Origin of the sequence: Bacillus sp. NTK071, assembly GCF_017303315.1 — a bacterium.
In the GTDB taxonomy this organism is placed as follows: Bacteria; Bacillota; Bacilli; order Bacillales; family Guptibacillaceae; genus Guptibacillus.
The window spans coordinates 509,347-524,054 of the sequence record NZ_JAFKOI010000002.1 but is presented as its reverse complement, the minus strand read 5'-3'; the positions used below and the strand labels follow the sequence as shown (position 1 = coordinate 524,054).

Annotated in this window: 12 protein-coding genes and 1 other annotated feature; of the genes, 8 read left to right on the top strand and 4 right to left on the bottom strand. The window is 39.1% G+C overall.

Annotated features, from left to right (window positions below; translation table 11 throughout):
* Window positions 1-130 precede the first annotated feature (130 nt).
* From spoVID to JI666_RS07005, 3 genes are read left to right on the top strand one after another with little or no spacing between them, the layout of a single operon-like run.
* Window positions 131-1,159: a stage VI sporulation protein D gene (spoVID, locus tag JI666_RS07015; RefSeq protein ID WP_206890123.1), complete on the top strand. Its 1,029-nt coding sequence runs from the start codon at window positions 131-133 to the stop codon at window positions 1,157-1,159.
* A gap of 60 nt (window positions 1,160-1,219) precedes the next feature.
* On the top strand, window positions 1,220-2,101 hold the full coding sequence (locus JI666_RS07010) for a hypothetical protein (RefSeq protein WP_206890121.1): 882 nt from the start codon (window positions 1,220-1,222) through the stop codon (window positions 2,099-2,101).
* A complete protein-coding gene (locus tag JI666_RS07005; RefSeq protein WP_206890120.1) occupies window positions 2,098-3,063 on the top strand; it encodes a phosphotransferase in 966 nt (321 codons plus the stop codon). The genes JI666_RS07010 and JI666_RS07005 overlap by 4 nt, the downstream gene beginning before the upstream one ends.
* On the opposite strand, the gene JI666_RS07000 is transcribed toward JI666_RS07005, so the two are convergent.
* Entirely contained in the window at window positions 3,060-3,260 is a 201-nt protein-coding gene (locus tag JI666_RS07000; protein ID WP_206890118.1) for a YszA family small membrane protein, read from the bottom strand. The genes JI666_RS07005 and JI666_RS07000 overlap by 4 nt on opposite strands.
* Before the next feature lie 164 nt (window positions 3,261-3,424).
* Window positions 3,425-3,650, top strand: a binding site (T-box leader).
* 109 nt (window positions 3,651-3,759) lie between these two features.
* On the opposite strand from JI666_RS07000, the gene JI666_RS06995 reads away from it, so the two are divergent.
* The 3 genes from JI666_RS06995 to JI666_RS06985 all read left to right on the top strand — a co-directional run bounded on the left by JI666_RS06995 (window position 3,760) and on the right by JI666_RS06985 (window position 9,583).
* Window positions 3,760-6,402 (top strand): valine--tRNA ligase, encoded by a 2,643-nt coding sequence (locus JI666_RS06995; RefSeq protein ID WP_206890117.1) that lies wholly within the window; start codon window positions 3,760-3,762, stop codon window positions 6,400-6,402.
* A gap of 59 nt (window positions 6,403-6,461) precedes the next feature.
* On the top strand, window positions 6,462-7,757 hold the full coding sequence (locus JI666_RS06990; protein ID WP_206890104.1) for a bifunctional folylpolyglutamate synthase/dihydrofolate synthase: 1,296 nt from the start codon (window positions 6,462-6,464) through the stop codon (window positions 7,755-7,757).
* Window positions 7,758-7,867: 110 nt separating this feature from the next.
* Window positions 7,868-9,583, top strand: a complete 1,716-nt coding sequence (locus tag JI666_RS06985; protein WP_206890101.1) for a sensor domain-containing diguanylate cyclase — start codon at window positions 7,868-7,870, stop codon at window positions 9,581-9,583.
* Between the two features lie 56 nt (window positions 9,584-9,639).
* Here JI666_RS06985 and JI666_RS06980 read toward each other — a convergent pair whose 3' ends face one another.
* From JI666_RS06980 to JI666_RS06970, 3 genes are read right to left on the bottom strand one after another with little or no spacing between them, the layout of a single operon-like run.
* A complete protein-coding gene (locus JI666_RS06980) occupies window positions 9,640-11,457 on the bottom strand; it encodes a hypothetical protein (RefSeq protein WP_206890099.1) in 1,818 nt (605 codons plus the stop codon).
* Window positions 11,447-11,935, bottom strand: a complete 489-nt coding sequence (locus JI666_RS06975; RefSeq protein WP_206890096.1) for a PulJ/GspJ family protein — start codon at window positions 11,933-11,935, stop codon at window positions 11,447-11,449. Before JI666_RS06975 ends, JI666_RS06980 begins: the two co-directional genes overlap by 11 nt.
* Window positions 11,916-12,362, bottom strand: coding sequence for a type IV pilus modification PilV family protein (locus tag JI666_RS06970; RefSeq protein ID WP_206890094.1), 447 nt, complete (start codon window positions 12,360-12,362; stop codon window positions 11,916-11,918). The genes JI666_RS06975 and JI666_RS06970 overlap by 20 nt, the downstream gene beginning before the upstream one ends.
* 148 nt (window positions 12,363-12,510) lie before the next feature.
* Between JI666_RS06970 and JI666_RS06965 the strand changes: the two genes are divergently transcribed.
* Window positions 12,511-13,884, top strand: a complete 1,374-nt coding sequence (locus JI666_RS06965) for a hypothetical protein (protein ID WP_206890091.1) — start codon at window positions 12,511-12,513, stop codon at window positions 13,882-13,884.
* 14 nt (window positions 13,885-13,898) lie between these two features.
* Complete coding sequence (locus tag JI666_RS06960) at window positions 13,899-14,708, top strand: PRC-barrel domain-containing protein (protein ID WP_206890089.1); 810 nt, start codon at window positions 13,899-13,901, stop codon at window positions 14,706-14,708.

The following is a 14,708-nucleotide window of genomic DNA, read 5'->3' as shown; positions in this document are numbered from 1 at the left end:
GGGCTAACAGCTTTTTTCTTTGGTGTTTATGGAGAGTTCTTTCCTTACTTTCTGATTTGAATTAGACATATTTCTTCGAATAATTCATACATGTGTAGTGTATGGATAATGTTTGAAAGGAGGAGAAAGCATGCCTGAAGGCTCATATTTGCATTTCTCCGTGGAGGAGCAGGTCTGGTTAAAGAAAGGACAGGAAGTTGAAGAGGTGTTGTCCATCTCCCTTGATCCTGAAATTTCAATTGAAGAGTACGAAGACTATGTCGCTGTTAAAGGCTGTTTATATCTTTCTGGAGAGTACCTTCAACGGGATTACAATGAGGATAGCGAAGAACCTGAAAATGAGGCATCTGCTTATCGCTCCATTCATGAAGTTCATGTTCGAGAAGATGGCACAGCATCAATCGGTCACCGGTTCCCAGTCGACATTACGATTCCTGCAAGTAGAGTTAGAAGCCTTGAAGATATCTATGTAACAGTAGATACGTTTGATTATACGTTGAATGAAGCGAACTGTCTTCAGTTGAAAGCGGATATTTCAATTAGTGGAATTCAAGGTGACGAGAAACGAACTGAGTATGAAATGTACAATGAAGAAAATTATTCAGCTGAAGAGGATGTTGAAACGAATAGTAATGAGACGGAAGAACCCGTGTGGGAAACGGATGTAAAATATGTAGATGATAGTGAAGAGGAATCTTCAGATCTCGCTTATCATTTACGATCACCTCAAGTTGATATGAGGGCAAAGGCAGAGCGCTATTTAGCAAATCTTTTGGATCAAGAAAATTATGAAGAAGGTCAAGAGCCTACTTATGACTTTTTAACAAAGATGGCAAGACAAATAGAAGATTCCAATTTCTATTCTTCTGAACAACCCGCTGTGGAAGAAACAAACGGCTACGATGATGTGGAAGAAGAAGCTGTGGCGAAACCGCATCGCAGCAGTCGAGAAGAAAATGCGCTTTATTTAACGAGTATGCTTACGAAGGAAGAAGAACAATTTTCAAGAATGAAAATGTGCATTATTCAACCTGGTGATTCATTAACCGAAATTGCAGAACGTTATCGTGTGTTACCAAGTCACCTTGCTCGTGTGAATAGACTTGAGGAAGATGAAGTGAAAGAAGGTCAGATCTTATATATTCCTGTAAATCGCTAGCAATCTTAGTTAGTTCAACCCCACCCGATGTTGTTGTAGAAGGGTGGGGGTAAAGGGGTAATGGAGATGGTTGTTGCAGACTTGAAAAAGGAATTTGGGTTCGAGTATGTCAGCTGGTTAGACGAACCGAAAACAGTATTAACGAATGTTGGCAAAAAAAAGTTGTCATATTGGCGGGAGCGGGATTTGCTTGAGTATCATCTCAACTTCCGTGACCGCTTTTTTTCTCAATATGGCCTTCTATGCAACCGTATGATTCGCACGCTAGACGGGGACGGCTTTATTCAGTATGGAGATTTCTACATTACTGTACATGATTTAATTGAAGAGTCTTATACAGAAGACCTCTATCCTGAAATGAAAGGTTATTTGCTATCAGCTTTAGTAGGGACAGCTAAGGGTATTACCTATTCACCTAAATACGCTTATTCCTCTAAATTTCCTTACAGAGAAACTTTAAAGGCGCTCGCTACGATAAAGCCATTGTATCCAAAAAGTTATACACTGCTAGTTAATCTAATTCCAGAAGTTAAGAAAAGACTATTATTAGATAAACCAAGTATACTCCCTCCTGCACCATACGGAGGGTATCGTTTAAAGAGAGTTATGGGACAGCTTTTCTTTGAAGCATCTGATGCGCCACCATTACCAGCTTACAAATGGATTGTTAACGAAATACACTTATGGTTCAAATCGATGACCGTAGAGAGTTTTACGAAAAGCTGGGGAGCACTATTAAATGGTGTTGATGATGAGATGCAAGCCTACATCATTCAAAGTGTTATCGAACCATGGGAGTGGCGATCTTGTATTCTGGCTTTACAACAATCGAGTCATTCTGATCAAAAGATTAAACAGTTTGAAGAAGAGTGGGAAGCAACTAAGAACATCATTTCTACACTACAGCTCTCCATTTCAGACAGGAGGGTTTCCATAAAATGAGTGACCCGGCGCTGTTATTTCAATATGATTTGTACCCAAATCAGGTTGTGAAACATGGAAAAGTAACGAGAATAGAAACTGAAAGAGGTACATTTGCATTAAAGGAAACGAAGCTTAGTAAGGAACAGATGGATTTTATGCTCTATCTTGAAGAGCGGTTTAAACAACTTCAATTCCAGGGGTATGTTCCATTAATTAGAACGAAATACGGGGATTCCTTCGTGTTAATTCAGGACAGGGTAGCTTATTTAACCCCATGGGTTGAAGAGAATACAGGAAATCCTGCTCAGAAAGAAGAACAAATGGTTCATAGTCTAGCTGAATTACATGGATATACTGCGAAGGAACAGGCGTTTTCAGAAGAAGTTATTAAACAATCTTATCAGAAAATGATTTTTCTAAGGGAAAGTCGTCAGTTTGAGATGGAGAAGTATATTAGTCAGATTGAGAAACGGATTTACCTTTCTCCATTCGAATTATCTTTTGTGACTCATTTTCATCAGCTAATGAAGTACTGTGATTTAGCCAAAAAAAGACTAGACGACTGGCATGAACAGGTCATAGAGGCGAAACGCTACCGAAGCGTTCTGTGTCATGGAAAATGCTCCCCTTCTCATTTTGTTACGGTGGGGGGAAGCGGGTACTTTCTTAATTTTGAACGTTCGGTTATGGATACTCCGATTAGAGATCTCGCTTATTTTGTCCGCTCATCCATCAAGCCATTTCAATACAACCCAGCAACAACCACCGCACATCTCGCTCGATATGAAGATCAATTTGCTTTATATGACGAAGAAAAAGAGCTGCTTGCAAGTTATTTATACTTTCCTGAGACAATCTTTAATAGTGTTACATTGTTTAAAGAGAATCGGCAGGAATGGTCTCATATAAAGCACGTCCGACTATTAACGAAAAAAATAGAAGTGATGAATGGCATAAGCAATGTACTTCAATCGCTTTAAATCCACTCGAAGTAAAAGCACACTTCTAATGCTACAAGAATCATGAGGATTAGTACGTCAACTGAAGTTGGAAATAGAATTGTTCGTATGGTCTGAAAGATAATGAACGGTGGTACGAACTGTGCACATATATCTCTAAACTTATAAACAGCAGGAGGCAGCTGATAGCGATTTATTCCGCCAAAACGTTTCTTCATTCAAATTCCCCTTCGTGTTGGACTATTGACTATCGATACTCATAGCGTATGTTCAATATGAAATTGGGTGATTAGGTTATGTGAAGGCTGGCTATGATAAGAAAAAGGGCTTTAAGTATCTTGACGGTATTGAATCAAAAAGGTAAACTTGATATACAAATAGTCGACAGGCAAAGATAGGGAGTAGTAGAATGTGACCCCTTCAGAGAGAGAAATCATCTGCTGAAAGATTTCTCAGGATTAGAGCATTCGAAGTCGCCCTTGAGCTGTTTCTCTGAACATGGAGTAGGAGAGACCGGTAAACCCGTTATTCGAATGAAGCGTACAGCTAAAGGCTTATTTAGCTGTAAATAAAGGTGGTACCGCGAAAAAACTTCTTTCGTCCTTTTCCTAAGGATGGAAGAAGTTTTTTTGTTGTCTTTAGGTGGTTAACCTAACATGGTTGACGGGAATCTGGGTTTAATGTCTGAGACTTATTGAATGGAAAGGGAGATAGGCTATGGCGAATAAAGAATTAACAATGCCGACGAAATACGATCCGAAGGCAACTGAGCAGAAATGGTACCCATATTGGGTAGATGGGAAGTTTTTTGAAGCAACAGGAGATAAGAAAAAGGACCCTTATACAATAGTTATTCCCCCACCTAACGTAACGGGTAAGCTTCACCTTGGTCATGCGTGGGATACAACGCTTCAGGATATTCTCTCACGTGTGAAGCGTATGCAAGGGTACGATGTATTATGGCTTCCAGGAATGGACCACGCTGGCATTGCGACCCAGGCGAAAGTAGAAGGAAAACTTCGCGAGGAAGGTACATCTCGTTATGATCTTGGTCGCGAGAAATTCCTTGAGAAATCGTGGGAGTGGAAAGAAGAGTACGCAGATTTTATTCGTAGCCAGTGGGCGAAGCTTGGTTTGTCCCTAGATTACTCAAGAGAACGCTTTACACTTGATGATGGTCTTTCAAGCGCGGTTCGTGAGGTATTTGTTAAGCTATACGAAAAAGGACTTATTTACCGCGGTGAGTACATTATAAACTGGGATCCTCAAACGAAAACGGCTCTCTCAGATATCGAAGTTATTCACCAGGAAGTAACAGGTCATTTCTATCATATGCGCTATCCTCTTGCAGATGGTTCAGGATCCATTGAGATCGCAACTACTCGTCCTGAAACAATGCTTGGCGATTCAGGAATTGCGGTTCATCCTAAAGATGAGCGATACAAGCATCTGATCGGAAAGAAAGCAATCTTGCCAATTGTAGGTCGCGAAATTGAGATCGTTGCAGATGATTACGTTGATCGAGAATTCGGTTCGGGTGCTGTTAAAATCACACCGGCTCATGACCCAAATGACTTTGAAATTGGTAATCGTCATAACCTTGAGCGTATTCTCGTTATGAATGAAGATGGATCAATGAATGAGAATGCAGATAAGTATCAAGGTATGGACCGCTTTGAATGCCGTAAGCAACTTGTGAAAGATTTGCAAGAAGCGGGAACTCTGTTCAAAATTGAAGAGCATATTCATTCAGTTGGACATTCTGAGCGAAGCGGTGCAGTTGTAGAGCCATATCTCTCAACACAGTGGTTCGTTAAAATGGGGCCGCTAGCAGAACAAGCAATAGAACTTCAAAAGTCCGAAGATAAGGTTAATTTTGTTCCTGATCGTTTCGAGAAAACGTACTTGAATTGGATTGAGAACATTCGTGATTGGTGTATTTCACGACAGCTCTGGTGGGGGCATCGTATTCCAGCTTGGCACCATAAAGAAACTGGTGAAATTTATGTTGGTCTTGAAGAGCCTTCAGATATCGAAAATTGGGAGCAGGATGAAGACGTTCTTGATACGTGGTTCAGTTCAGCTCTATGGCCTTTCTCTACAATGGGATGGCCAGACGAAGAGGCAGCTGATTTCAACCGTTTCTACCCGACTAATGTACTCGTAACAGGTTACGATATTATTTATTTCTGGGTAGCTCGTATGATCTTCCAGGGAATCGAGTTTACAGAACAACGTCCATTCAATGACGTTCTCATTCATGGCCTCGTTCGTGATTCTGAAGGTCGTAAGATGAGTAAATCACTCGGTAACGGTGTTGATCCGATGGATGTTATTGAAAAGTACGGTGCAGACTCACTTCGCTTCTTCCTATCAACAGGTTCATCACCTGGTCAAGATCTTCGTTTCTATTGGGAGAAGGTTGAATCGACTTGGAACTTCGCTAATAAAATTTGGAACGCATCCCGTTTTGCCCTTATGAATATGGACGGAATGACGTACGATGAGCTAGATTTAACTGGTGAGAAATCAACAGCAGATAAGTGGATTCTAACGCGATTGAACAATACGGTCGAGCAAGTGACACGTCTAATTAATAATTATGAATTTGGTGAAGTTGGTCGTTACCTTTATAACTTTATCTGGGATGATTTATGTGATTGGTATATTGAGATGGCAAAGCTACCGCTTTACGGAGAAGATGAAGCTGCGAAGAAAACAACTCGTTCTGTTCTAGCTTATGTACTTGATCAAACGATGCGTCTCCTTCATCCGTTTATGCCATACCTTACAGAAGAAATCTGGCAGCACCTTCCGCATGAGGGTGAATCCATTACAGTTGCAAACTGGCCTGTGAAGCAAGAAGAGCTTGATTTCCCTGAAGCTGCAGCAGACATGGCTCTTCTTACTGAAATCATTCGTTCTGTTCGTAACATTCGAGCTGAAATGAATGTAGCACCAAGTAAGCCAATTGAGCTTCGAATTAAGCCGAAATCAGAGGAAGCTCAGAAGCAATTAGAACAAAACAGTCAATATATTGAACGTTTCTGTAATCCTGAAACATTAACGATTTCTGCTGATCTTCAGGCTCCGGAGAAATCAATGACGGCTGTTGTATCTGGAGCAGAACTATTCTTACCACTTGAAGGTTTAATTAACATCGACGAAGAAATCGAACGCCTCCACGGTGAATTGAAGAAGTTAGATTCTGAAGTTGATCGTGTTCAGAAGAAACTTGCGAATGAAAGGTTTATTAGCAAAGCTCCTGAAAAAGTAGTTGAAGAAGAACGAGCGAAAGAAAAGGATTATCTTGAAAGAAGAAGTAACGTAGAAGCTCGTATAAAAGAATTACAAAAATAAGTAAATGACGAATCTCTATCATAGAGGTTCGTCTTCTTTTAAGAATAGGAGTGGAGAAGATGTTTCATTCATATGATGAGGCTGTCGATTGGATTCATGACTTACTTAATCACGGTATTAAGCCTGGTTTAGAACGAATGGAGTGGATGCTTGATCAACTCGAAAATCCCGAACGTCGTTTAAAAACCGTACATGTTGGAGGGACGAACGGAAAAGGATCAACCGTAACTTATATGCGCACGGTTCTAGAGGAAGCAGGTTATGAGGTTGGTACATTTACTTCGCCTTATATAGAGACATTTACGGAACGAATCGCGATTAATGGAAAGCCCATTAGCGAGAAAGACCTGATTGATCTTTGTAATCGTGTAAAACCGATTGTTGATATAGCTGCAGCATCACCACTTGGCTCACCAACTGAATTTGAAGTCATCACAGTCATTGCTCTATTATATTTCGGTACAGTAGCCTACCCAGATCTTGTTATAATGGAAGTTGGCCTTGGTGGACGATTAGATTCAACGAACGTCATCCACCCGCTCGTTTCTGTTATTACTAATGTGGGATATGATCATACTCATATTCTCGGAAGTGACATTAAACAAATCGCTTATGAAAAAGCAGGCATTATTAAATCGGGTGTTCCTCTCATCACGACTGCAGAAAAAGAAGAAGTGTTAACACTTCTTACTGAAACTACAAAAATGAAGAACACGAAAATCTATCGCTTAACGGATGAATTTGATGTGAAGCATCTAACGAGTGAAGACGAAGGGGAGCATTTTCAGTTTACTTCTCCATTTAGAACATTAGAGGATTTGGTTATTGAGATGAAGGGTGAGCATCAAGTAAAAAATGCAGCGGCTGCACTTATGGCACTTGAGTTTCTACGCGTATTTTACGGACTTCATTTTGATACCGAAATGATTCAACGTGGCCTTAAGAGAGCCAGCTGGCCGGGGAGATTTGAAAAGGTACAAGAGGATCCTTTAATAATAGTAGACGGTGCTCATAATCCAGAAGGTGTTGAAAGTCTTGCCAAAACCCTTCAGAAGCATTATAGCGATAAACAAATTCATGTCGTATTCAGTGCTCTAGGAGATAAAGACATTGAGTCAATGCTTCAACCGCTTTATCCTATTGTCGAATCCCTTACGTTCACAACATTTGATTTTCCACGTGCGGTGAAGGCACAGTCATTATATGATCGGTCGACGTTTGAAGAGAAATCGTACTATGAGAATTGGCATGATGCGATTCAATCAGTTTTTGATCGATCGAAGAAAGACGACCTAATAATCATTACTGGGTCCCTATATTTCGTGTCAGAAATACGGAATTATCTAAAAAATTAGAATAAAAAACAAAAAACTAGGACTTTTACGCTAATTTTTGCTAAAATAAAACTTAACCATAATGGATATGGAAAATTATTCTTCTAAATGGAAGATGGAGGGGGAAGCAATTGACTGCAATAATGAATCGCTATGTCTGGATTATCTGGCTATTGTTCTGGCCACCACTCATTTTTGCAACGTTCTATTTCTTTCCCCCTGATTTAACTGATAATCTTCCTGATGTTCTTGCGCTGTTTGCACTACTTGCAGTTGTTGCAATGATGCCGATTAATGTTAAGGGAACAGATCTTTTCTTTATACAGGGGATTTCTCTTGCAGTATTTCTGAGGTATGGTTTATTTGTCGAAACCATACTGACCCAGTTAGCCATTTTGGTTTTTCTATTAAATCTTCGTGTAACAAAGCACGATAACCATCGATATCCTGTGAATATGCTGATGTTCTTGCTCGTTTCACTTACCTCAGGAGGACTATTCTATCTTATGGGGGGTTCCACCGGCGAATTTTCAGGAAATGCGGTTACGCAACTCTTACCATCGATGGTGTATGTCTTTTCGCTTATATTTGTAAATCAAATCTTACTTCACTTCTTAAGAATTTACATATATAAAGAGAAGAACACGAAGTTCTTCGGTAAGGATATGCTGTGGGAAGCTATCTCAACTGGGGTTACGTTGCCTGTTGGTTTTCTTCTTTATATGTTACATACATACCTTGGAACAATCGCCATCTTCTTTGTTGGCGTTCCCTTTATTCTTGCTTCATTAATGCTTAGACTATATTATTCAAGCCGAAAAGTTAATGACCTGCTGCAAAAAACGAGCGAAATTGGTCAGCAAATCACTCAATCGCTTGATACAGACGAAATTCTCAATTTATTCTTAAACGAAGTAACGGATATGTTTGTTGTTGATGATGCGTATATTATGGATGCTGAACACGTCAAAAAACTAACCGTTATTAAAAGCTTTAAACAGGGGCGCGGCGTGATTGCTTGTCCGAAAGAAAATGACTTTGCTTTCGAAGAGGGCATTAGTTCGAGGGTATGGAGAAGCGGTAGAAGTAGATTATACACTCGGCGCTCTCAGTGGAGAAACCTTACTAAAGGTGTTCTGCCGAAATCTACTAACTCTGTCATCTCGGTGCCAATGAAACGGAACAAGAATGTTGTTGGCATCATTACACTTGCTACGAATAAAGTACGCTCTTATGAAAAACATCACATTCTTGTGCTGCAGATTCTAGCAAACTATCTTGCAGTAGCAATTGAAAATGCAAAGAACTACGAAGAGACGAAAAGGCGAAGTGAACGATGTCCGTTAACAAGTTTATACAACTTTCGTTTCTTCGGTGAATTGTTAGATGAGAAATACAAGCGTTTCGATGAACGTCCAGATCCATTTTCGATTATCCTTCTTGACTTGGATCACTTTAAGAAAGTGAATGACACGTTCGGACACCACAGTGGAAATGAAGTATTGATTGGCCTTGCGAATCGACTGGTTGAAGAGATTGGTGATCGAGGTACAGTTGCCAGGTTTGGTGGAGAAGAATTTATTCTTTTACTTGAAAACCATTCACATGAACAGAGTCTACAAGTAGCAGAAGATTTGCGCTGTGCGATTGCAGATCGCCCATTTGAGATCTTCAATGATCTTGAAAATGGGAATCGACAGGTGATCTACATCACTGCTAGTATTGGAGTAGCGACTGCACCTGATCAAGGTGAAGATACTCAGACGCTGATTCGAAATGCGGACCGTGCGATGTATACCGGAGCAAAGCAGCAGGGGAGAAACCGTGTTGCGAGTTATGTCGGATGACGAAAACCCGCTCTTCACCAAAGGTGAAGAGCGGGTTTTTAATAGTGGAAGAAGATCTACTTTTTCGTACGATTGAGTGGGACTGGGTCTGAGATGACTTTAATAATTGATTCCTGAGGCTTCAATTCTAAGTATGTGTTAACGATATAAGGGTTGTATGTGATCTGTAGGCGAGAAGGCTCGTTTTTTTGATAGATAGGTAGCTGAAAATAGGTAGAATTATATTTTTGATATTGATTGCTGCCAGGATTAGAAGATTTAACTTTCCCTTTAACGGCATTAAGAACGATTTTACGAGCAGATATTCCTCCGTCTATCTTAAAATTAGAATCGACGCCAAACAACTCCAGTTCACCTTTTGAATAAAAATAACCTCGAATGTAACTTGGTGTATCTTCATACAGCGAATTGTTACTAATTTGAATATCCCCTTCTGCAAACACTATTAGAGACCCGGTTTTTCCGTTTTCACTCAGCCCTTTAAGAACAGAATACTCAATAGTCACATCGCCTTTCACATACATTAAAGCGTTGAATTCTACATTCGCTCCTTTTATCGTTAAGTCGTTTCCAACGTAAAAAGGACCGCTAACTTTGAGTTTATCGTAACTGCTCGTGTTATTAGTAGTATTAGAAGGGTTACCGATAATAAGATCATTACCGACGTAAATTCCATTCTTAGAAGACGTGGTGCTGAAAGAGCTTGAATTTCCTGTTAAAGATAAGTTTCCCTCTGTTCCAAAGCGTTTGAATGAATTCGTTTTTTTTAGGAAAGTATTATCGAAATTCAGCACATCTTCATATGTCTTATTTCCTTTAGTATAGCGGTCTAGGTAATAAGGATAAACGTTCTCGTTTGAAAAATTTGCATCAGTTATGATTGTTTCTAGTGGTTTATCATTACTTGCTGAAAGGGATTTTTTAGCAATTGGCTCACCTTTAATCGATGTATCGTTAAGAGTATACTTATATACACTCTCATTATCGCTAATGACAACAGGGTCACCAAGAGAATCTCTTTTCTCAATGATTGGATAATCATTGCCTTCAAAAGCTTGCTCTGGTTTCACATCGTTGTAATGATTGGCAGTAAAATTGAATTGGTCGATATGACTTTTATAAGGGGGCTCATTCGTAAAATTAATTACTCTTCCACCGAGAACGATTCTAGCTTTGGAGGAAGGGTCGGTAATACTTTTAATAGTAGGTAAATACGTGTCTATCCAATAATCGTGATTTCCATAGCGCACATACCCCTGATTTGTTGTAATGAGATCACCATCTACTTTTAAATCCCCTTGTATGGCAACTCCTCCGTGTAAGAAAAGGTTACCTTCTCCTTTAGTATCGCAGCTACCATTGTTTTTCTTTTTTTGACACGTATCGTATGCTCCAACTGCATACTTGAGGACATCAGGAATGACGTTTGGACCAATTTCTAGTTTTTTGTTAATGGTTTTTGACTCGCTATTCACCGTTCCTGTACTTTCTACCTCAATGACTCTTTTTAATTCATTTGTTGACTGATATGAATTGATTACCTTTGCTACCGACACTCCTGTTTGATGGCTAAGGGATGTAATCGATTTATGAGAGTTAATGGTTTGATCAACGAAAGACTTGTAATTATCAATTGTAAGCCCTGATGAACCAATCCCATTGATTAAATCCGTTTGAATCGACTGAACAATTTCATCTACCCCTTTTTCAGCGATGTACGTTGCTTGTACATCATCTTCACGAAGTTCAGTTCGCTTCGTTCCATTTACTGTAGCACTCAAAAGAGAGAGTCCTAGAACAGTAAAAATGAGGGTTACGAGTAATACAAGAACAAGACTTGATCCCTGTTCATTGCGAAATTTATTAAGGTCCATTTGCATCCCCCGTTATGAGCCCTATCTGACTTTTTAGCGTTAACGATTTTGCATAACTAACTTTCGAGTCAGAGATTGCAATTGTAATCTCGAAATTTCCCTTGGACGTTTCAGTGATTTTTGAGCCTGATAGATTATACGATTTGTCATTTAAAATTCGTCCGTTCAGTACTGCTTGCCCATTTTGAAAGCCAATCGTTTCGGTGTTATTAATGGTTAGGAGATAAGTATTTGTAGAAGGCTGAAATGTTCGAGACGTTATTTCTGATTCTTTCACTGGATAAAGCGTATTGATAAAAGACGTCATGATAATATCAGCGTCATCCCGAAAGCCAGTTTCAGCTTGAACTTTTTCATAGGAATGAAGTCCATTAAAGAGAAATGAATAAATGGCGATAGACACAATTGATAGAAGAACGAGTGTAATGAGAACTTCTGGTAGAGTAACACCACGGTTATTACGGCAGTATAGATTCATTTGCGATATACCCCTCAACTGTACTTTTAATAGACTTTCTTGTGTTAGATAAAGATACATCAACTTGAACATCAACTATGTTCAAATCTTTTTCGTTATTATCCTGAGAGAGTGCAACATCTATGAAATATTGATGGTTGTTAATTAAAATCTGAAAGTTCTGACATGATGAACTACCACTACTTTGGCACGACTGAAAAGTATATGGACTTCCTTGGATTCCATTTGTCACATAAAGATCAGGATTTAGTTGAACCCGTTCTAGTGTAGAGCGCGCTAGGTTAACCGCTACAAGCTTTTGGTTATTATAAGAAGATACTGTATTTGATTGTACGAAAAAGTAGGAAGCGGTTAAAACGATTGAAGTTAGTAGTGTAAGTGAAACAAGAATTTCTATAAGTGTGAACCCTCTTTCAGTTCGCAGCACTGCTCTTCACCCCCAATATGCAAAAAAACAAACATTGTTAAAAAATAGTGTTGTTTCCAATTTCTTAATACTATTATACAATAAACTACATAAAATTCTTTTTATTGTGAGATTTTGACAACTTTTTTATTGAGGAGGTGTAAAGCTAGTGCAATATGTATTGGCTTTAATTGGTGGAGGTTTGCTTTTACTTATCCTAACTCTTGTTCCAATGGGGCTATCAATCGTTCAAAAAACGTGGGTGGCGGGAATGGCTTCAACATTAAGTTTATTGCTTTTAGTTTTTAAGGTCATATATCCTCTACCACTTGCTATAATACTAGTTTTGCTTTGTGCATCAATCTTTATGTATGTTATCTGGAAGAAAGCGAATTTCTTGTTTGTTAACGTAGATGATGAGATGGGTTTAGCGATGCATATCGAAAATGAGCCAGTTTCAGAGAAAAAAGAATCGTTTAGAAACAAAGTGATTAAAGAAAGAGAAGAGCATGACGATAATAGTAGTAAAAGAGAAACTGAGGAAATCGAAGACGCTATGCAAGAAGAAGAAAAATTTGTTGATGATGAAATGAATCATGAACTACTACTTAAGCTAGAAGAAATAGAAGATCATGAGGAACTTGAAGCGGCAGATACTAAACCGGTACTTGAAGAAGTGGATATGGCAGAAGAATTTGATTTAGACGAACATTTAAATCTATACACAGCCGACCAAAATGATGATGAGGAATCGTCAAAAGAGCTGATTGAGCTAGAAGAAATTGAGGAAATCGACTTTTCTGCTCGTATGGGAACCGTATATGAAGAAAACGATGAACAAGAAGAAGAAGAGTTAGAAAGCTTTTTTGATGACTTCATTCGTGAAGCAGAGCAAGAGCAACTGCAGCAGAAAAGCGAAACAGAAACCGCTGGCACTGCATCTTCTTTGCTTGAACAAGAAGGGGATTACTCTTCTTCGGAACAGAACGAGAGTCAATTTGAGAATAGGCTTGATGAAATAGAGGATTTGAATGATGCCGTACCAATTCTCTTTGAAGTAGAAAAGAGTGGAGAAGTAAAACAAGATGAAAGAGAAGATACTCTTAAGCCAGAAGAAGATGTGTCTCTTATTCTTGAAGATGAATTAAATGAAATGTTAGGAACTACCAATGAAATTGAGCAAGTAGGAAACGAGACAGAATTTCCTGTTGAAACCAAAACCGAAGAAGTGGCTGTGGATCAGTCTTCTGAAAAGGTTGCCACTCAAATGCTTTCTTTGTTACATGAACAAGCTCGGAATTATAAAGAAATTGGTTACGTATTAGATTATGAAAAAATGGTCGACCAACTTCTCGCAAGCAATCTTGATGATGTGATGTACTTCTCAATTGCTGCCGAATACAGAAGCCATTTAATTGAAACTGGTCAGTGGGCAAAAGTTGAGACGTTACTTTCTGAGATGGAAGATCGATGCAAGTACCCACTAATACTTGAAGAGATTCGTTTCCTTCAGTCAATGTTAAATAACAAAATGATGAAATAGGTGTGTGATGACAGATGAAAAAAAGCAATCAAGTAGTAGGACTTCCGATTATCAGCATTCAAAGCGGTACAGAAATTGGGCATGTGAAATCACTTGTCATTAATTCAGCAGATAAATCAATCGATTTTCTAACCGTAGATCACCCGGATTGGGATGTTAGCGTTAAAGCGGTACCGTTCCGTAAAGTAATTGGTGTAGGTGAGTATGCAGTGATGATTGAAGAAGAGAAAGCCATTTTCGATCTATCAGAAATTCCGATTGCAAATGAACTAGTTAAAAAGAAAATTAGCATTATTGGTACGAAGATCATTGATAGGGGAGGACAGTTTCACGGAGAAGTAAATGAATTCTTCCTAGATGACAATACTGGTCGTATTCTTGGCCTTCAGTTTAAAAATGCTGATGCAGAACACTTCCTATCGATTGAGCACGTTATTACGTTAGGAAAAGATCTTCTGATTGTTTCAATCGATGCATTTGATCATATTGTTTCACAGCCAGAGGCCTTCCTTTCAAATCAAGAGCAACAGCTATCCGAAGCTCCAATGAAGACAGAGCCAGACAAAAACATGGAAGAAGCAAGAGTAATTGAGTCCGAGCAACTTTCAAAATACGCTGAGGCTAGTGAATCAGGTGAGAGCTCTGATTTTAGAGAAAAACAGGTAGAAATTCTAGAAGGTAAAAAGCTACTGAAAGATATTTATGCACCTGACGGCAATCTACTATTTGCAGAAGGTAGTATTCTAAGTCGAAAAGAAATTGAGAAAGCGCAAAATACTGGCGTAGGCGTCGTGGTTGAACTTTCAATGCATGTCTCAGAATAG